This window comes from Micromonospora sp. ANENR4, assembly GCF_015354395.1.
Classification (GTDB): Bacteria; Actinomycetota; Actinomycetes; order Mycobacteriales; family Micromonosporaceae; genus Micromonospora; species Micromonospora aurantiaca.
The window spans coordinates 142,133-160,863 of the sequence record NZ_JADKYQ010000009.1; the positions used below are offsets into that span (position 1 = coordinate 142,133).

At 73.9% G+C, this 18,731-nt stretch carries 19 protein-coding genes and 1 riboswitch; of the genes, 6 read left to right on the forward strand and 13 right to left on the reverse strand.

Features of this window, described 5'->3' with window-relative positions:
* Positions 1-53: 53 nt before the first annotated feature.
* Positions 54-884 (reverse strand): ABC transporter permease, encoded by an 831-nt coding sequence (locus tag IRY44_RS17435; RefSeq protein WP_194801408.1) that lies wholly within the window; start codon positions 882-884, stop codon positions 54-56.
* Positions 885-987: 103 nt separating this feature from the next.
* Entirely contained in the window at positions 988-2,016 is a 1,029-nt protein-coding gene (locus IRY44_RS17440; RefSeq protein ID WP_194801409.1) for an ABC transporter substrate-binding protein, read from the reverse strand.
* Positions 2,017-2,300: 284 nt separating this feature from the next.
* Between IRY44_RS17440 and IRY44_RS17445 the strand changes: the two genes are divergently transcribed.
* From IRY44_RS17445 to IRY44_RS17460, 4 genes are all read left to right on the forward strand, one after another.
* Positions 2,301-3,083: an ABC transporter ATP-binding protein gene (locus IRY44_RS17445; RefSeq protein WP_194801410.1), complete on the forward strand. Its 783-nt coding sequence runs from the start codon at positions 2,301-2,303 to the stop codon at positions 3,081-3,083.
* Positions 3,084-3,085: 2 nt separating this feature from the next.
* Positions 3,086-4,036: an LLM class F420-dependent oxidoreductase gene (locus IRY44_RS17450; protein ID WP_194801537.1), complete on the forward strand. Its 951-nt coding sequence runs from the start codon at positions 3,086-3,088 to the stop codon at positions 4,034-4,036.
* A complete protein-coding gene (locus tag IRY44_RS17455; RefSeq protein WP_013288595.1) occupies positions 4,033-4,341 on the forward strand; it encodes a cupin in 309 nt (102 codons plus the stop codon). Before IRY44_RS17450 ends, IRY44_RS17455 begins: the two co-directional genes overlap by 4 nt.
* 74 nt (positions 4,342-4,415) lie before the next feature.
* Positions 4,416-7,040, forward strand: coding sequence for a hypothetical protein (locus IRY44_RS17460; RefSeq protein WP_194801411.1), 2,625 nt, complete (start codon positions 4,416-4,418; stop codon positions 7,038-7,040).
* 47 nt (positions 7,041-7,087) lie between these two features.
* Here the strand turns inward: IRY44_RS17460 and thiC are convergent, their stop codons facing one another.
* The 7 genes from thiC to thiE all read right to left on the reverse strand — a co-directional run bounded on the left by thiC (position 7,088) and on the right by thiE (position 12,963).
* A complete protein-coding gene (thiC, locus tag IRY44_RS17465) occupies positions 7,088-8,671 on the reverse strand; it encodes a phosphomethylpyrimidine synthase ThiC (RefSeq protein ID WP_194801412.1) in 1,584 nt (527 codons plus the stop codon).
* Positions 8,672-8,688: 17 nt separating this feature from the next.
* Positions 8,689-9,477, reverse strand: coding sequence for a bifunctional hydroxymethylpyrimidine kinase/phosphomethylpyrimidine kinase (gene thiD / locus IRY44_RS17470; RefSeq protein ID WP_194801413.1), 789 nt, complete (start codon positions 9,475-9,477; stop codon positions 8,689-8,691).
* An 82-nt stretch (positions 9,478-9,559) separates the two neighbouring features.
* Entirely contained in the window at positions 9,560-10,225 is a 666-nt protein-coding gene (locus IRY44_RS17475) for a thiamine phosphate synthase (protein WP_194801538.1), read from the reverse strand.
* A gap of 62 nt (positions 10,226-10,287) precedes the next feature.
* On the reverse strand, positions 10,288-11,061 hold the full coding sequence (locus IRY44_RS17480; RefSeq protein ID WP_194801414.1) for a thiazole synthase: 774 nt from the start codon (positions 11,059-11,061) through the stop codon (positions 10,288-10,290).
* 5 nt (positions 11,062-11,066) lie between these two features.
* Complete coding sequence (gene thiS / locus IRY44_RS17485) at positions 11,067-11,267, reverse strand: sulfur carrier protein ThiS (protein WP_013288601.1); 201 nt, start codon at positions 11,265-11,267, stop codon at positions 11,067-11,069.
* A complete protein-coding gene (gene thiO / locus IRY44_RS17490; RefSeq protein ID WP_194801415.1) occupies positions 11,258-12,343 on the reverse strand; it encodes a glycine oxidase ThiO in 1,086 nt (361 codons plus the stop codon). The genes thiS and thiO overlap by 10 nt, the downstream gene beginning before the upstream one ends.
* The gene (thiE, locus tag IRY44_RS17495; protein WP_370584966.1) at positions 12,340-12,963 is read right to left on the reverse strand and encodes a thiamine phosphate synthase; all 624 of its coding nucleotides are present in this window, start codon (positions 12,961-12,963) and stop codon (positions 12,340-12,342) included. The genes thiO and thiE overlap by 4 nt, the downstream gene beginning before the upstream one ends.
* A riboswitch (TPP riboswitch) is annotated at positions 12,961-13,072 on the reverse strand. (Overlaps the previous gene by 3 nt.)
* Positions 13,073-13,190: 118 nt before the next feature.
* Between thiE and IRY44_RS30745 the strand changes: the two genes are divergently transcribed.
* On the forward strand, positions 13,191-13,676 hold the full coding sequence (locus IRY44_RS30745) for a hypothetical protein (RefSeq protein WP_228532302.1): 486 nt from the start codon (positions 13,191-13,193) through the stop codon (positions 13,674-13,676).
* Positions 13,673-14,218 (forward strand): endonuclease domain-containing protein, encoded by a 546-nt coding sequence (locus IRY44_RS30750; protein WP_370584963.1) that lies wholly within the window; start codon positions 13,673-13,675, stop codon positions 14,216-14,218. Before IRY44_RS30745 ends, IRY44_RS30750 begins: the two co-directional genes overlap by 4 nt.
* Before the next feature lie 276 nt (positions 14,219-14,494).
* On the opposite strand, the gene IRY44_RS17505 is transcribed toward IRY44_RS30750, so the two are convergent.
* The 4 genes from IRY44_RS17505 to IRY44_RS17520 are packed head-to-tail and all read right to left on the reverse strand — an operon-like array spanning position 14,495 to position 18,610.
* Positions 14,495-15,457 carry an aldo/keto reductase gene (locus IRY44_RS17505; protein WP_194801417.1) on the reverse strand — a complete coding sequence of 321 codons (963 nt, stop codon included), beginning with the start codon at positions 15,455-15,457 and terminating at the stop codon, positions 14,495-14,497.
* A gap of 20 nt (positions 15,458-15,477) precedes the next feature.
* A complete protein-coding gene (locus IRY44_RS17510; RefSeq protein WP_194801418.1) occupies positions 15,478-16,284 on the reverse strand; it encodes a nucleotidyltransferase domain-containing protein in 807 nt (268 codons plus the stop codon).
* Entirely contained in the window at positions 16,284-17,963 is a 1,680-nt protein-coding gene (locus IRY44_RS17515; protein ID WP_194801419.1) for an ABC-F family ATP-binding cassette domain-containing protein, read from the reverse strand. Before IRY44_RS17515 ends, IRY44_RS17510 begins: the two co-directional genes overlap by 1 nt.
* Positions 17,964-18,004: 41 nt before the next feature.
* On the reverse strand, positions 18,005-18,610 hold the full coding sequence (locus IRY44_RS17520; RefSeq protein WP_194801420.1) for a class I SAM-dependent methyltransferase: 606 nt from the start codon (positions 18,608-18,610) through the stop codon (positions 18,005-18,007).
* Positions 18,611-18,731 lie beyond the last annotated feature (121 nt).

An 18,731-nucleotide genomic window follows, 5' to 3' on the forward strand; every position in this document is an offset into this window, starting at 1 on the left:
GTTGAGGTTTCCTTCTGGGTGCTCGGTCGACGTCGGGTTTTCGTCTCGGGGTGTCAGCGGGCTGAGGTGGTGGCCTTCACCCAGGGCAGGGCCAGGCGCTCGACCAGGCTCAGTGCGGCGTAGAGCACGATGCTCATCAGCGCCACCAGCACGATCGCCGCCCACGCGGTAGCGGTGTCGCCGACGCCGTTGTACTGGAGGATCTGGTAACCCAGGCCCGGGCGGTCCGAGTAGAACTCCCCGATCACCGCGCCGATCGCGGCGAGCGGCATGGCCACCTTGAGACCGACGAAGATCTGCGGCAGCGCCGCCGGGAAGCGCACCTTGCGGAACGACTGCCACCACGAGGCGTTGAGTGACCGGCCCAGCTCCGCCAGGTCCGCCGGGGTGGTGGTCAGTCCGGTCGCGGTGGAGAGCACGATCGGGAAGAAGCAGAGCAGGAACACCATGGTCAGGATCGGCTTCTGCCCCCAGCCCACGGCTACCACGAGCAGCGGCCCGAACGCGATCTTCGGGACCGCGTTCACCGCCACCAGCAGCGGCGCGAACATCCGTTCCACCCGGCTGGAGGCGGCCAGTGCCATCCCGATCAGCACCCCGGCCACCGACGAGAGCAGGAAGCCGAACACCGTCATCCAGGTGGTGATGCCCAGCGCGGGCAGCAGCACCTCGGTGGTGCCGGCGAGGGACTTCCCCACCGCCTGCGGCGGGGGCAGCGCGGCCGGGTGCACCAGGTTCAGGCCCGAGGTGACCAGCCACCAGGCCGCCACCGCGATCACCAGGCCGAGCGCCGGCAGCCCGACCGCCGCCGGGCGTACGGCGATCCCGCGCCGGACCGCCGGGCGCGGCGGCGCCTCCGGCCGGGCCTCGGTCGACTGTGTCAACGTGTCCTCCTCTCTGCGCCGGTCGGTGTGACCGGCACGCGAAGGGGGTGCGCCCCACCGGGGTGTCCGGCGGGTCGCACCCCCGTTGGCCCGAGCGGGCCGGTCAGGCCTTCGGCGCGAGGTTGAAGTCGATGATCTGGTCCGGGGTGAGGTTCTGCTTCAGCGCACCGGCGCCCTGCAGCAGCGCGATGCTCTTGGCCACCCGGCCACTGTCCAGCGTGCCGATCGCGGTGCCGGAGTTGCTCGACCGCACGTACGCGGCCATCAGCTGAAGCTCGGCGGACGCCGCGGCCGGGACGGCGGCCGGCACGTTCTTCTTCAGGATCTCGGCCGCCTCGTCCGGGTGGGCCAGCGAGTACTCCAGGCCCTTGAGCAGCGCGGCGGTGAACTTCTTCACCATCTCCGGCTTCTCCTTGGCGATCTTCGACGAGGTGATCAGCGCGTTGCCGTAGAGGTCCTGCATCACGTTGCTGTACGGCAGGACGACCGGCTTCTTCTTGGTCACCGTCTCCACCGTCGGCTGGCCGACGACGAACTGGCCGATGCCGTCCACCGAGCCCGAGCCGAGCATGCCGATCAGGCCCTGCGCCTCACCGTTGACCCAGGTCACCTTGCTGCCGTCGATGCCGGCGAGCCGCGCGTACGTCGGGAAGAGGTTGCGCACGACGGACGTCGGGGTGTCGGCGAGCTTCTTGCCCTCGAGGTCCTTCGGGGTGGCGATGTTCTTGCCCTCGACCGTGACGATCGCGGCCATGGTGCGCTGCTGAATTGCGGCCACCGCCACGAAGTCCTTCGCCTGGCCGTTGCCGAGCTGGAGGATGCCACCGGTCAGGTCGATCGGGCCGAAGTCGGCCTGGCCGCCGGTGATGGTCTGGATCACGGAGCCGGTGCCCTGACCGGGCTTGATGTCGACGTCGAAACCGGCCTCCTTGAAGAAGCCCTTGTCCTTCGCCACCCAGGCGTAGGAGTCACGCCCGAAGTTGCCGAACGAGGTGAGGTACGTCACCTTCTCCAGCGCCGCGCCGTTGCCGCCGCCGCTCTCGGACTTGTCCGAGTCGCTGCTGCAGCCGCCCACCAGGGCGAGGGCGGTGGCCAGAGCCGCGGCGGCGACCGTGCGGGTCAGCCTTCTCATCAGTGCACCATGTCCTTTCCGACCAGGACTTCTTCGCCGGTCGGGTCGTGGGTCCGACGGGGTCGGCACGTGGGTTCGGCCGACTGGACCGTCGTGAGGGGACTCTTCGCGCGCAACAGCGTACGAGAAGCCAGATGACCTGCCGCCGCCGTCCCGGTTGCGGAACGGAAACGAAGTTGCGTGACGGAAAGCGGACTGACGTCCACCCCGGACGGTGCTATAAGCACGGTCGGCTACGCTAGCCCGGCTCGCATTCGGACGACGTGGAAGGGAGCCGGCGGAAGATGATCCGACTGTCCGGGGTGTCCCGCACCTTCGACGGCCGTTCGGGGCGGGTGGAGGCGTTGCGCGGCATCGACCTCGACGTCGCCGAAGGCGAGTTCGTCGCCGTCCTCGGCCGGTCCGGCTGCGGCAAGTCCACGCTGCTGCGCATGATCGCCGGCCTGCTCCCGGTCACCGGCGGTGAGATCACCGTGGGCGGTACGCCGATCACGAAGCCCCGCCGCGACGTGGCGATGCTGTTCCAGCGGCCGGCGCTGCTGCCCTGGCGCTCGGTGCTGGACAACGTGCTGCTGCCGGTGGAGATCTTCGGCTGGCGCCGCGCCGAGCACCGCGACCGGGCCCGCCAGTTGCTGGAGATGGCCGGGCTGGGCGGCTTCGAGAAGCGCCTCCCGCACGAGCTGTCCGGCGGCATGCAGCAACGCGTCTCGCTGTGCCGGTCGCTGGTCGGCTCGCCCCGGGTGATGCTCATGGACGAGCCGTTCTCCGCGCTCGACGCGCTCACCCGCGAGGAACTCTCCGGCGAGCTCCAGCGCGTGCACATGGAGACGAAGGCGACGATCGTCTTCGTCACCCACTCGATCGACGAGGCGGTGCTGCTCGCCGACCGGGTCGTCGTGCTCAGCCCGCGCCCCGGGCGCATCCGCGAGGTGGTCGAGGTGAACGTCCCCCGGCCGCGCACGCTGGGCCGCCACGAACACCTGGAAGACGTCGCGCGGATCAGTGCCGAGCTGCACGAACTGTTGATGGAGCGGGACGCCCCCGGCGTACCCGTCGGAGGCCGGTGACCATGCGGGTCTCGGTGTTCACCGAACCCCACCGCGGTGCGGACTACGACGACCAGCTCCGGTTCGCCCGGCTGGTCGAGGAGACCGGCTTCGAGGGCTTCTTCCGGGCCGACCACTACCGGGCCATGGGGGACGAGCCGGCGCTGCCCGGCCCCACCGACGCCTGGCTGACGCTCGCCGCGCTCGCCCGGGAGACCTCCCGGATCCGGCTCGGCACGCTCGTCACGTCCGCCACGTTCCGGCTCCCCGGGCCGCTCGCCGTCATGGTCGCCCAGGTCGACCGGATGAGCGGCGGCCGGGTCGAGCTGGGCATCGGCGCCGGATGGTACGAGCGCGAGCACACCGCGTACGGCATCCCGTTCCCGCCGGTGAGCGAGCGCTTCGACCGGCTCGCCGAGCAGCTGGAGATCGTCACCGGCCTGTGGCGCACCCCGGCCGACGAGACGTACAGCTTCACCGGTGAGCACTACCGGCTGGTCGACGCGCCCGCGCTGCCCAAGCCGGTGCAGCAGCCCGGCCCGCCGGTGATCGTCGGCGGCCGGGGACCGAAGCGCACCCCCGAGCTGGCCGCCCGCTACGCCGACGAGTTCAACATGCCGTTCAAGAGCGTGGCCGAAACCGCCGCCGCGTACGAGCGGGTGCGCGAGGCGTGCGATCGCGCCGGGCGGGACGCCTCCGGCCGCGCGCCGCTGACGCTCTCCGCCGGCATCGTGGTGGCGATCGGACGCACCGACGCCGAGGCGCAGCGCCGGGCCGCGCCGCTGCACGTCACCAGCGCGCTGCCGCCGGAGGACCCGGTGGTCGGCTCCCCCGCCCAGCTGGTCGACCGGATCGGCGAGTTCGCCGCGATCGGGGCCACCCGGGTGCACCTGCGCCTGATCGACTTCGACGACCTCGACCACGTGGAGCTCATCGCCGCCGAGGTGCTCCCCCGACTGGACGGACCACGATGACCGAACTCTCCGCCGACCTCGAACTCGGCCCGGTGGGCCAGGAGATCGTGTACGAGAACGACCGCGTACGCGTCTGGCACATCCGGCTGGAGCCGGGTGAGCGGCAGCCGCTGCACCGCCACGACCACCCGTACCTGGTGGTGGCGATCCAGGGCGCGAAGAACGTGGTGCAGACGATCGACGGGACCACCATCGACGCCGACGAGCCGACCGGCGGCGTGGTCTACCGCGACCCGGGCGCGGTGCACATGCTCACCAACGTCGGCGACACCACCTACCTCGCGCGCCTGGTCGAGCTGAAGTAGCCACACCGGCAGGTTCGCCGCGCCGCGCGGCGGCAAGGTGGCGATCGGGGGCACCGGGCCGTAACGTGCCCGACATGGCCTTTCGGACGTGGGGCAGGCTGCTGCTCACGGCGCTCGGGGTGAGCGTACTGGCCGGGGCCGGCCAGTTGGGGATCGCGTACGGCTTCGGAGTCGTACGCCTCGACGGCGCGTTCGTGGACGTCTCGGTCAACCGGTGGCCCGCCCAGCTCGTCTGGGTGGGCTGGTTCGCCGCTGTCGCCACGGTCGCCGGAGCCGTCCTCACCGAGCGCTTCGCCCGCCGCGACGACAGTCCCGGCGGCACCACCGAACTGCTCTCCATCGCCGGCGTCAGCGCGCTGGGCGCGATGGTGGTCGCCCCGCTGTGCATGCAACCGGCCCGCGCGGCCGAGCTGGGCGGATCCGTCGACCCGGTCTGGGCCGCCGGCATCTGCGCCGCCCTCGGCGCGGTGGTCGGGGCGGGCGCGGCGATCGCCGTCCTGCTCAAGCCGCCGTTCGGCTGGGGCGTGGCGATCACCGCCGGCATCGTCTGGCTGCTGGCGCTGCTCTCCGTCGCACCCACGATCGTCGCCAACCGCCCGCTCGCCACGGTACGGCTCGGCGTCCTCGAACCCTCCTGGCTCGATCCGGAGGCGGCCCAACGCCTGTCCATGCTGCTGCTGCCGGTGCTCGCTCTGCTGGCCGGCGGCGCGGTCGGCGTACTCGCGCGCCGGGCCGAGTGGCCGCCGCTCATCGGCGGTGCGGCCGGGGCGGCCGGTCCGGTGCTCGTCGCGTTCGCCTACCTGACCGCCGGTCCCGGCTCGGCGACCGACCGCTACCAGGTCGCGCCCTACTACGGCGCGCTGATCGCCGTGATCGCCGGCGCGCTCGGCTCGACCGCCACCACAGTGCTGCCCCGCCCGGTCACCGCCACCGGTGACCCCGACGCGGTCGAGGCCACCGACATCCTCGCCCCGCTGCCGCACTCGTCCACTCCAGGCGTCCCGGCCGCCCCGTCCGTGCCTCCGGTGACGAGCGGCGCCGCCGCGCCCGCGCACTGGAACTGGCCGGAGCCCGGCGGCTCGGCCACGGCGACGGCTCCGGCCGGTACCGATCTGCCCGCCACCGGCCGGCCGGCCCTCGCGGATCTGCCCGCCTTCGAACAGCCGGCAGTTGCGGAACGGCCGGTGGGTGAGCGCTCGGCCGTCACCGACACGGGCCACGGCCAGCCCATGCCGGGCCTGCTGCCCCCGGGCCGCCGGACCTCGGCCATCGACGTCCTCGCCGCGGGCCGCCCCGACCCGGTCCCGGTCCCGGTCGACCCGGCCGTCGCCGGTTCCGAAGCCGCCGATGGAGCGTCCGGGCAGGCGACCGGCATCCCGACGGACAGCGAGGCCGCCTCCGGCACCGGCTCGGCTCCCGGCACGGCCGATGCCACACCGGAGCCGGAAGCGGCGGCCACTACGCCACGGGTGACCCGGCCGCGTCGTACCCGCGCCGGCCGGTCCAGCGGGACGACCGACGGGCCGGTGTCACCCGCCGACGGCACGGCAGACACCTCCCCGAGCACCGGCGCGGGCACGTCACCGGCCACCGGCGGCACCGCCGACAGCCACGTTCCCGGCCCGCGTACGGACAGCGGCGCCCTCACCGGACCGGTCACGGCCGACCCGGACAGCGACACCCCCGCCGCGCCACCGGCCGAAGCCCTCGGAGACACCGGCGCGACGGGCCGCGCCACCCGCCCCCGGCGTACCCGCGCGCCGAAGGCCCCGCGCGCCACCGGCCCGGCCTCCCCCGGCTCCACCCCGGCCGACACCGCGCCGACGACACCGAGCGGCCGGCCCGACGCCGCGCCGACGACGCCGAGCGGGGGAGCCGACGCCGAGCCGACAAGCACCGGCGCCGAGGCCGCGACGACGGCGCCCGGCGGGCGGACCCGGCCCGACCCGGACACCACGAACGCCGCCCCGGTTCCCCAGGCCACGGACCCGCACCGGGACGACACGGGCACCGGCTCGAACGAGGTCGCACCGGCCGGGCGTACCGGACGCAACTTCTTCTTCGACGACCCGGCGCCGGTCCCGTCGACCCGGCCCCGGTTCCCGATGTTCGAGGACGTGACCGGAACGCCCGGCGAGGTACGCCCGGCCTGGCCGATCACTCCGGCGGGCCGCCCGCGCCGCGCGACCACCGAACCTGAGACACCGGCCCGGGACGGCGCGGAGACGACCGCCCCGGCCGAGCCGGCGCCGCGTCCCCGCCACCGGGGTCTGCCCGAGCCGGGCGCGAGCACCGGATGGGACGCGCTCGCCACGAACGCCCGCCCGGCAGGGCCGCTCGCCCGGCCCGAGGCGGGGAAGCCTGTCGCCCGGCCCGAGGCGGCGACCGCCGCACCGGGCGAGGCGGAATCCGCACTGCCGGACACCACCGCCGCACTGCCGGAGGCCACGGAGACGGACTCCCGGCGCGGGCGGCACGCCGGACCGGACGACGCCGACGCGTCCGGCGGGAAGTCGAAGCCCCGGCGCGGCCTGTTCCGGCGCAACCGGGCCAAGGACGAGCCGGAGCCGGCCGAGCGGACGGCCGAGCCGACCACCGCTGCCGACGACGAGTACGTGGACTGGGTGGCCGGTCTCGCCTCGGACGACAACGCCGACGACGCCCGCTCGCTGCGGACCGGACGGCACCACCGCGACTGAACGACGGCCGGGGCGGACCGGGTCGAAACGGCCCACCCCGGCCCCGCTCACGCCAGCGGCAGGTAGACCCGCGATCCGGAGGCGACGAACTCCTCGGACTTGCCGCGCATGCCCCGCGCCGCGTAGTCCTTCAGCTCCTGGGTGATCTTCATGGAGCAGAACTTCGGCCCGCACATCGAGCAGAAGTGCGCCGTCTTCGCGGGCTCGGCGGGCAGCGTCGCGTCGTGGTACGCCCGCGCGGTCTCCGGGTCGAGCGCCAGGTTGAACTGGTCTTCCCAGCGGAACTCGAACCGGGCCTTCGACAGCGCGTCGTCCCACGCCTGCGCGCCCGGGTGCCCCTTGGCCAGGTCGGCCGCATGCGCCGCGATCTTGTACGCGATCACGCCCGCCTTCACGTCGTCGCGGTCGGGCAGCCCGAGGTGCTCCTTCGGGGTGACGTAGCAGAGCATCGCGGTGCCGAACATGCCGATCATCGCCGCGCCGATCGCGGAGGTGATGTGGTCGTACGCGGGCGCGACGTCGGTGGTCAGCGGCCCGAGCGTGTAGAACGGCGCCTCGTGGCACCACTCCTGCTGGAGGCCCACGTTCTCCTTGATCTTGTGCATCGGCACGTGCCCGGGGCCCTCGATCATCACCTGCACGTCGTACTCCCAGGCGATCTTCGTCAGCTCACCGAGCGTGCGCAGCTCGGCGAACTGCGCCTCGTCGTTGGCATCCGCGATGGAACCGGGGCGCAGGCCGTCACCGAGGGAGAACGTCACGTCGTACTTCGCGAGCAGCGAACACAGCTCCCGGAAGTTCGTGTAGAGGAAGTTCTCCTCGTGGTGTGCCAGGCACCAGGCCGCCATGATCGAGCCGCCCCGGGACACGATCCCGGTGACCCGGTCCACCGCCAGCGGCACGTACGGCAGCAGCACCCCGGCGTGCACGGTCATGTAGTCGACGCCCTGCTCCGCCTGCTCGATGACCGTCTCCCGGAACACCTCCCAGCTCAGCTTCACCGGGTCGCCGCCGACCTTCTCCAGCGCCTGGTAGATCGGCACCGTGCCGATCGGCACCGGCGCGTTCCGCACGATCGCCTCGCGGGTCTCGTGGATGCGCTTGCCGGTGGACAGGTCCATCACGGTGTCCGCGCCCCACCGGGTCGCCCAGGTCAGCTTCTCCACCTCCTCGGCCACCGACGAGGTGACAGCCGAGGTGCCGATGTTGGCGTTGACCTTCACCAGGAACGCCTTGCCGATGACGGCCGGCTCGCACTCCGGGTGGTTCACGTTCAGCGGCAGCACGGCCCGGCCGGCCGCGATCTCGTCCCGCACGAACTCCGGCGACACCGACTCGCGGATCGCCACGAACTCCATCTCCGGCGTGACGATTCCGGCCCGGGCGTACGCAAGCTGGGTCGGACGGGTTCCGGCCAGCGGCGTGCCGGCACCGCGCACCGGAGCCACGTCGCCGCGCTCGGCGATCCACGGCCCGCGCAGTGCGGGCAGCCCCACCTCCGGGTCGGAGCCGGGACCGGAGGTGTCGTAGAGCCGTACCGGAGGGTTGTCCCCGGTCAGCGTCACCTCGGCGAACGGCACCCGGATGTCCGGGCGTGACCCTTCCACGTACACCTTGCGACGTGCCTGCATGACAGCCTCCCTGTCGCTCATGCGGACCAGCCGAAGTGGTCCAGCGGGCCGCGTCCCGCGCCCAGCTCCCAGGTCCGCGCGCCGGTCAGCGCGCGGGTGACGTACTCCTTGGCGGCCGCCACCGCGACCGGCACCGCGTCGCCCGCGGCGAGCCGGACCGCGACGGCGGCCGAGAACGAACAGCCGGTGCCGTGGTTGTGCCGGGTGTCCACCCGGGGCGCGCGCAGCAGGCGGGTCGTCCCGCCGCCGGCGAGTACGTCCACCGACTCGCCGTCGGCGTCCACGTCGCCGCCGGTCACCACCACGAACGCCGGTCCACGCGCCGCCAGCGCCTCGGCCGCCGCGACCATCTCCTCGACGGTGCCCACCGGGCCTCCGGTGAGGGCCGCGGCCTCCGCGCAGTTCGGCGTCGCGACTTCCGCGTACGGCAGCAGCCGCTCGACCGCCTCCACCACGCCGAGCCGGTGCCCGCTCGTGGCGACCAGTACCGGGTCGACGACCAGGTGCGGCAGCCGCCCGGCCCCTGCCGCCTCGGCCACCGCATCGGCGACCGCCGGGGTGCCGAGCATCCCGGTCTTCACGGCGCGCACGTCGAAGTCGCCGAGCACGCTGTCCATCTGGTCGCGCACCGATTGCGGCGGCAGCGGCAGGACGGCGTCCACGCCCCTGGTGCTCTGCGCGGTGACTGCGGTGAGGACTGTCGTGCCGTACGCCCCGAGCGCGGCGAACGTCTTGAGGTCGGCCTGAATGCCCGCTCCCGCTCCGGAGTCGGAGCCGGCGATGCTGAGAACTGTTTTCGGCGTCACTGCTTTCCTTCACCGGTGGTTGCGGTTGAGGGCTGCGGCCGACCGTGCCCACTCCGGGCGGTCAGGCTTGATCCCTCCGTGGTCACGGTCGGCCGCAGCCCTTCTCGTGCGGGCCTTCGTCGGATCGCGCGGGGTGGGTGCGCGCCACACGGGTGGCCGCCTCCTGGAAGGCGCTGCCCAGCGTGGTGGCGGTTTCGGCGGGGTCGTTCGCCCGCATGATTGCGCCGAGCACTGCTACTCCTGTTGCGCCTGCCTCTACGCAGGCCGCTACCTGAGCTGCCGTTTCGATGCCGCCGAGGGCGAGCCCCGGGACCGGGCTGGCTTTCACCAGGGCGGCGAGTCCGGTCGGCCGCAGGGGCGGGCCGTAGCCGGGCTTCGTCCTGGTCTCGTAGACCGGGGACAGCGTCGCGTAGTGCTCGGTGGTGAGCCGGGCCAGCTCGGCGGTGTCGTGGCAGGAGCGGCCGACCAGCCCGACGGCGGGCGGCGGGTACGGGCCGGCGGCGGGCAGGTGCACCGCGTCCCCGTCGAGCGGATCGGGGCCGGCCACGATCAGCGTGCCGCCCGCCTCGGCGAGGATCGCGCGCAGGTCGGCGGCGAGCGCGAGGCGCTCGGCGCGCGGCAGATCCTTCTCCCGCAGCACCACCCACCGCACTCCCCCACCCACGGCCCCCGCCACCACGTCGACAAGCGCCCCCCGAGCAACCCGCCGATCGGTGAGCAGCACGACGCCGCTCGGCCCGCCCGGAATCTTGGTACGCGGCCGCCCCTCGGAGGGCGCATCCGTACCAAGATCCGCTAGGCGTGAGGCGGTCACAGGTCGGGCCGTCCCTCATCCGGGGTGGAGGCCAGGGCGTGGAAGCGGCGGGCGATACGGCCCGCGCCGTACGCCAGACGCCCGGCCTCGACCGCGTAGCGCATCGCTGTGGCCATCGCCACCGGGTCGGCGGCCCGGGTCACGGCGCTCGCCAGCAGCACCGCGTCGCAGCCCAGCTCCATCGCCAGCGCGGCGTCGGAGGCGGTGCCGATGCCCGCGTCCAGCACCACCGGCACGTCCACGGCCGCGCGGATCAGCCGGATGTGGTGGGGGTTGCCGATGCCCAGCCCGGAACCGATCGGCGACCCGGCCGGCATCACCGCCGCGCAGCCCACGTCGGCCAGCCGCCGCGCCAGCACCGGATCGTCCGAGGTGTACGGCAGCACGGTGAACCCGTCGGCCACCAGTTCCTCGACGGCGCGCAGCAGCTCCACCCCGTCGGGCAGGAGCGTGCGCTCGTCGCCGATCACCTCCAGCTTCACCCAGTCGGTGTCGAACGCCTCCCGGGCCAGGTGCGCCGTCTTCACCGCCTCCACCGCGGTACGGCAGCCGGCCGTGTTCGGCAGCAGCCGTACGCCGCACCGCTCCACCAGGTCGAGCAGGCCGCCCGACCCGCCGGGTGTGGTGTCCACCCGGCGCAGCGCCAACGTCACCAGCTCGGTGCCGGAAGCGCGGATCGCCTGCTCCAGCACGTGCAGGTTGGCCGCGCCGCCGGTGCCGAGGACGAGCCGGGAGCCGAACGCGACCCCGCCGATCTCCAGCGTGGACATGCCGTTCACCCGCCCTGGGTGGCGCTGAGCACCTCGACGCGGTCGCCGTCGCGCAGGACGCTCGCCGACCAGCCGCCGCGCGGCACCACCTCGCCGTTCACCGCTACGGCGAGCCCGCGCTCCCGGTCGGTGACGGTGCGGACCACCTCGGCGACGGTGACGCCCTCGGGCAGCGTCCGGCCGGTGCCGTTGACGATCAGTTCCACGTGCGCTCCTTCCCGAAGCGGTCCGGGGTGAAGGGGGCGAGCGCGGGATCCGGCTCGCCGGTGACGATCAGCTCGGTGACCAGGTCGGCGGTGACCGGGGTGAGCACGATGCCGTGCCGGTGGTGCCCGGTCGCCGCGAGCACGCCCGGCTGCCCGGGCAGCGGCCCGATGATCGGCGCGTTGTCCGGCGTACCCGGACGCAGCCCGGCGACTGCCTCCACCACTTCGTACTCGACGAGTTCCGGCACCAGTTCGGCGGCGGCGCGCAGCAGCGTCAGCACGCCACCGGCGGTGACAGCGGTGTCCGCGCGCTCCTCCACAGTCGCCCCGACCACGACCTCACCGCTGTCCCGGGGCACCAGGTAGACCGACTCGCTGTCCGCGTACCCCCGGATCACGTGCCGGAAGCCCGGCGGACCGCCACCGGGCGCGCGCAGCCGCAGCACCTGGCCCTTCACCGGCCGGACCGGCAGGCCGGTCAGCGCCGCCGCGCCGCAGCCCGCCGCGACCACAGTGACCCGCGCGTCCAGCTCGGACAGCGCGCCGACGCGGGCCGGGCGCAGCTCCACCCCGGCGCGCTCGGCGGCCGTGCGCAGCGCGGCGACCAGCCGCCGCGGGTCGACCTGGTGGTCGCCGGGCGCGACAGCGCCGCCGCGCACGCGCGGCGCCAGCGCCGGTTCGCGGTCGCGCAGCTCCGAGGGGCGCAGCGGCGTGATCGGCAGTCCCAACCCCCGTTGGTACGACCACAGCCGCCCCGCCTCGGCCAGGTCGTCGGCGGTGAGCCCGACGACGAGCGTGCCCTCGGTGCGGTGGCCGAGGTCGACGCCGCTCGCCTCGGTCAGCTCAGCGGCGAAGCCGGGCCAGCGGGCGGCCGACTCGACGAGCAGCGCGGTGAGTTCGTGCTCACCGAAGTACGCCTCGGCAACCGGCGACAGCATCCCGGCGGCCACCGACGAGGCGCCCGACCCGGGCCGGTCGTCGTGCACTACCACGCGCAGTCCGCGCTGCGCGCACCGCCACGCGATCGCGAGTCCCACCGGCCCGGCGCCCACCACCGCCACGTCGGCCGGGCTCATCGCGTCAGCGCCAGCAGCAGCTCGGCGGTGGCGTGCGCGGGATCGGCGGCCAGGCTGAGCGCGCCGACAACCGCCACCCCGTACGCCCCGGCGGCCCGCAGCGCCGGCACGGTCGCGGCGGTCACCCCGCCGATCGCGATCACCGGCACGCTCACCGCCTCGGCGACCGCACGTACCCCGCCAGGGCCGATCGGGTCCGGCAGGCCGGACTTGGTGGTGGTGGCGTGGCACGGGCCCACGCCCAGGTAGCTCGCTCCCGCGTCCACCGCCGCGCGGGCGCCTACCGGCTCCCGGGCGGTCGCGCCGAGCACCGCGTCCGGGCCGAGCACCCGGCGCGCGCCTGCGACCGGCAGGTCGTCCGCGCCGACGTGGCCACCGGCGGCGTCCACCGCGAGCGCCACGTGCAGCCGGTCGTTGACCAGGCACCGCGCCCCGTACGGCCGGCACGCCTCGGTCACGCGGCACGCCAGCTCGTACGCCTGCCGGTCGGTGGCGTCGTCCTCCACGCGCACCTGCACGACGAGGTCGGCGCCCGCCACCGGCAGGGCGGCACGCAGCACGGCGAGCGGGTCACGCCCCGGCCGGGTGTCGGTGATGAGATGCAGTCGTCCCAGGGACAGCACGGCAACGCTCCTCCCTGCGCCGGCATTACCCGGATCAGGTTCGACGGTCGGGGGCTCCCAGCCCCCCTCTCAGCCCGGTCCGCACCGGGCTCCCGTGGGTCACTTGCGGCCTACCGTACGACGCCTCCCGCCCGTACGGAAGCCCGGGTGAGGTTTTTCCCAGACACCAGCCGTCCGCCGGATCGGGGCAGCGGGTGACCGTCCCGTCACGACACGCTGCCCGGATGTCCGTTCCCGCCCGCGTCCCGCGCCGCCTGGCGACAGTGCCGTTCCGGGGCGGCAGTGCCGTCTCCGAAGGGCTGCTCACCTGGACGATGCTGCGCGGGCAGACCTGGATCCGCCTGCTGCCGGACGTGTACGTGCACCGGGACGGGTACCGCGCCGACGACCACCGAATGTGGTGCGCGGCGGTGGCGTTGCGCCTGCCCACGGGTGGCGTGCTGGCGGGACGCAGCGCCGCGTGGCTGTTCGGCGTGGACGTGCTCACCCGCGACGCGCCGGTCAGCGTGCTGCTGCCGACTGCTGCTCGACTGCGACCGCACCCACGGTTGCGGGTGGTCCGGTCACCGCTGCCGGAGCGGGACCACACCCTCGTCGGTGGGCTGCCGGTCACCACCCCGCTGCGTACCGCGCGTTCGACCTGGGCCGCCACGGCACCCGCGTCGACGCGCTCGTCGCCGTCGACGCGTTGCTGCGTCGCCGGGTCGTGAAGCTGCCCTGCCTGCGGGCCTACGCCGCCGCCCGGTCGCGCTGGCCGGGCGCTCCGCTGCTGCGGGAGGTGCTGGCGCTGGCCGAGCCGTTGAGCGAGTCCCCGATGGAGACACGGTTGCGGCTGCTTCTGCTCGACGCCGGCCTCGGCCCGCTCGTCGCTCAGCACGAGGTACGCGCCGGCGGACGTTTCGTGGCCCGGGTGGACCTGGCCTGGCCGGCGCTCCGCCTCGCGGTCGAGTACGACGGCGACCACCACCGCGAACGGGCGCACTTCCGGCGGGACGTGGCACGCCTGAACGCGCTCCGCGCGGCCGGGTGGGTGGTGCTGCGGTTCACCGCCGACGACGTGCTACGCCGCCCCGACGCCACAGTCGCCCTGGTCCGCCAGGCCCTGGCCGAACGTCTCGCCACCGCAGCAAACCATGACCCACGCCCGCAGCTCCGCCCCACCCCGGCCCGCCACCCGCCGCCTGGCCGGGCCGGGCGCCACGGGCGTCGGAAGGCCGCCCGCAGACACCTATGGCGTTCCACTCGCGACTGAATCTGGCGACGAGTGGAACGCCATAGGTGTTTCAAGGCCCCTTTGACACCCATGCCGTTCCACCCATCGTGAGCGCTGCCTCTGAGTGGAACGTTATGGGTGTCTCCGCGCGCGGGCGGCCACGGTGGGCGCACGCCCGCAGCGCGGGGCAAGCCCCGACGCTCGCACGACGACGAGCGGACGCACCTGCGACGCGCGGGCGGACCGAACACGGGTGGACCGAGCACGCGGGCGGATCCGACGCGCGAGCGGGCTCGCCTGCACCGGCGCGGACAGTCAGAGGATGGCGTCGAGGGCGTCCAGGTCCTCGTCGGACGGCTGCCACGTCCCGGCCTCGGCGTTGGCGCTCACCTGGGCCGGAGTCGTGGCGCCGGCGATCACGGAGGTGACTGCGGGACGGGCGGCCAGGCCACCGATGGCCACCTGGAGCATGGTGATGCCGCGCTCGGCCGCGTACGCCTCGATCGCCTCGATGACGTCCCAGCGCGCGGCGGCCAGCCGCTCGGCGTACCGGCCGCCACCGGCCAGGCGGCTGCCCGCTGGGGGCGCCTCGCCGCGCTTGTACTTACCGGTGAGCAGCCCGTTGGCGAGCGGGAAGAACGGCAGCATGCCGAGGCCGAACCGCTCGCAGGCGGGGATCACCTCGTCCTCCACCCCGCGTTCGACCAGCGAGTAGTGGTTCTGCGCGGAGATGAACCGGGTACGCCCCTGCGACGACGCGGTCCAGTCGGCGTCGGCGATCTGCCAGCCGGCGAAGTTGGAGTTGCCGAGGTAGCGCACCTTGCCGGCGGTCACCAGGTCGTCCAGCGCGGCGAGCGTCTCGTCGATCGGGGTGCCCGGGTCCGGCTCGTGCATCTGGTACAGGTCGATGTGGTCGGTGCCGAGCCGGCGCAGCGACGCCTCGACCGCGCGGGCGATGTAGCGGCGGGCGCCCCGGGCACCGTGATCCGGCCCGTTCGCGCCGTTCATGTCCATGCCGAACTTGGTGGCCACCACCACGTCGTCGCGGCGGCCCTTGAGCGCCTGGCCGAGCAGTTCCTCGGAGGCGCCCTGCGGCTCGCCGTAGATGTCGGCGGTGTCGAAGAAGTTGATCCCGGCGTCGAGCGCGGCGTCCACCACCGCCCGGGTGCCGTCGCTGTCGAGTTTGCGGCCGAAGTTGTTGCAGCCGATACCGACCACTGACACCACGAGCCCGGAGTCGCCCAGCCGGCGATAGGTCATCTCACTCACGAGATCCACCCTATGCCCGCTGCCGGGTGTCATCCGGGCAGCGGCAACACCTCGGCGGCCAGCGTCCGGGCGGCGGCGATCGTCGCCGCCAGCTCGGACGGGGTACGCCCCACCGCGCCCAGCAGCGCCTGCGTCCGCTCGGCGAAGTCCGGCGGCGCACCCGGCAGGCGTCCGGCGGACGCGATCATGCCCTTCTCGTTCACGAGCCACCGCCCGGCGCGGCCGTGCAGCGCGTGGACCAGCACGCCGACCACCCGGAACAGGCAGCCCGCCACGTAGCCGGTGTCGCCCCCGGCCGCGCCCTTGGCCGCGCCGTCGAGCAGCAGCCCGGTCTCCCAGCCGCCGGCGACCAGCGCGGCGCCGAGCGCGGGCGGGTAGTCGACGGTCTCGGCCCGCAGGGCGGTCAGCTCGCCGCTCGGGTCGCCGAGCACCCGCCCGAGCGCCACCTCCCCGGCGTACGCGTGCGAGTAGAAGCCGAGCGGGTGCCCGGCCTGCGCCTCGACGGTGTAGCGGCCGGCCCGGCAGTCCGCCCAGACCCGGTGCACCCGGTCCAGGTCGCGGTAGATCCAGTCCACCGCGACGCCGCCGACACGCAGCCAGCCGCCCCCGTCGACCCACGGTCCCCAGCCGCCCGGTGCGGTGAGGTCCACCGGCCCGTCGGCGATCGAGGCGGCCACCGCGCGCAGCCCGGCCACGTCCGGCGTACCCCGGTAGTAGAGGCCCAGGTCCCAGTCGGAGTCGGGCCGGTGGTCGCCGCGGGCGCGGCTGCCGCCGAGGGCCACCGCGACCACACCGTCCACCGCGCACAGCCGGTCGGCCAGCTCCCGGTCGATCATCAGCCCACGTCCCAGACCGGCTCCGGCGTCTCCACCACGTCGCCGTCGCCCCGGAACAGCACGAACCGGTCGAAGGTACGGGTGAACCACCTGTCGTGTGTCACAGCGACCACAGTCCCCTCGAACGCGGTCAGCCCGGCCTCCAGCGCCTCGGCCGAGGCCAGGTCGAGGTTGTCGGTGGGCTCGTCGAGCAGCAGCAGCGTCGCCCCGGACAGCTCCAGCAGCAGCACCAGGAAGCGGGCCTGCTGCCCGCCGGAGAGCGTGCCGAACCGCTGGTCGCCCTGAGCGGCGAGCTCGTACCGGGACAGCGCCGCCATCGCCGCGTGCCGGTCCATGCCGGCCCGGTGGTCGTCGCCGCGCCACAGCACCTCGACGAGTGTCTTGGCCATCAGCTCCGGCCGGTCGTGGGTCTGCGAGAAGTGCCCGGGCCGGACCCGCGCGCCGAGCCGCACCACGCCGCCGTGCGCGACAGGTGCGAGGGCGCCGGCGCCGTCGACGGGGGTGTTTCCCGGCTCCGGGTCGGTGCCGCCCCGGGCCAGCAGGCGCAGGAAGTGCGACTTGCCGGTGCCGTTCGCGCCGAGCACCGCGACCCGGTCGCCGTACCAGAGTTCCAGGTCGAACGGGTACGTCAGGCCGTCCAGCTCCAGTTGCTCGGCGATGACCGCGCGCTTGCCGGTCCGCCCGCCGGTCAGGCGCATCCGGATGTCCTGGTCCTTCGGGGGTACGGGCGGCGGCCCGGCCTCCTCGAACTTGCGCAACCGGGTCTGCGCGGCCTGGTAGCGGGACGCCATCCCGTCGTTGTACGCGGCCTTCTGCTTGTACATCAGCATCAGCTCGCGCAGCTTCTGGTGTTCCTCGTCCCAGCGTTTGCGCAGCTCGTCGAGGCGGGCGTGCCGGGCCACCCGCGCGGAGTGCCAGCTCGCGAAGCCGCCCGGGTGCACCCAGGCGCTGCCGCCCTCCACCGCGACGACCCGGTCGGCGGTCTGCGCCAGCAGTTCCCGGTCGTGCGAGACGTACAGCACGGACTTGCCCGACTCGCGCAGGCGCGCCTCCAGCCAACGTTTGCCGGGTACGTCGAGGAAGTTGTCCGGCTCGTCGAGCAGCAGCACCTCGTCCGGGCCGCGCAGCAGCAGTTCCAGCGCGAAGCGTTTCTGCTGGCCGCCGGAGAGCGTGCGGACCGGCCGTTCCCGGGCGCTGTCCCACGGCAGGTCCAGCACGATGGTGGCGACGGTGTCGAAGAGGACCTCCGCGTCGTACCCGCCGGTCTCACCCCAGGCGGCCAGCGCCTCGGCGTACGCGAGCTGGGTCTTGGCGGCGGCGGAGCTGTACTTGCCGCGCACCTCGGCCGCCCGCATGGCCGCCTCGGTCTCGGCGAGCCGCCGCCCGGCGTCGCGCAGCGCCGGCGGTGCCAGCGACAGGGCGAGGTCGGCGAGCGTGGACTCGTCACCGATCATGCCGATGAACTGCCGCATCACGCCCAGCCCACCGGAGCGGGCGATCGCGCCGGTCTTCACCGGCAGGTCACCGGCGACCATCCGCAGCAGCGTGGTCTTGCCGGCGCCGTTCGGGCCGACCAGCGCCACCTTGGCACCCTCACCGACCCGGAACGAGACGTCACTGAACAGCTCACGCCCGTCCGGGAGGATGTGCCCCACTCCTGCCACGTCCACGTATCCCACGCGGGCATCCTGCCCGAGCCGGGTCGGTGGACGACACCGGATTACCGGGTGACCCGCAGCACCCGGTAGCCCTTCTGGCTGGCGTGCCGCTCGACGGACCAGCCCTGCTCGACCAGCCAGCGGTGCAGCGAGTCGCCGCCGAGGTGCCGGGCGACGACCAGCCAGGCCACGCCGTCCGGGGCGAGGCGGGGCAGCCAGCGCAGCAGCAGGGCGTGCAGTTCCGGCTTGCCGATGTGGATCGGCGGGTTGGACCAGATCTGGGTGAAGGTGACGTCGTCCGGCAGTTCGTCCGGCGCGACGGCGCGTACCCGGTCGGCGGCGCCGATCCTTACCGCGTTGTCGGTGGTGAGGGCGCGGGCGCGCTCGTTGACGTCCACGGCCCAGACGGTGGCTTTCGGCGCGACGGTGGCGAGGACGCAGGTGATCGGGCCGAAGCCGCAGCCGATGTCGAGCAGCGCGCCGGTGACGTCGGCGGCCGGCAGGTCGGCCTTGCGCAGCAGCACGGCGGTGCCCGGGTCGAGCCGGTCGGCGGAGAAGACGCCACCGGCCGAGCCGAGTGTGTAGTCGCGCCCGGCGACGGTGAACTCGACCTCGCGCGGGCGGGCCGGGGCCGAGGGTTCAGCGGTGAAGTAGTGGTCGCCGGTCACGCAGGCATTCTCGCACCGGGCCGGGGCGGTTCCGGCGACGGTGTCACCGGCGGAGCCGGACGCCACTCCGCCAGAATTTCCCGATATTACCCCTGAAAGGGACAATCAGTCCTACTCTATG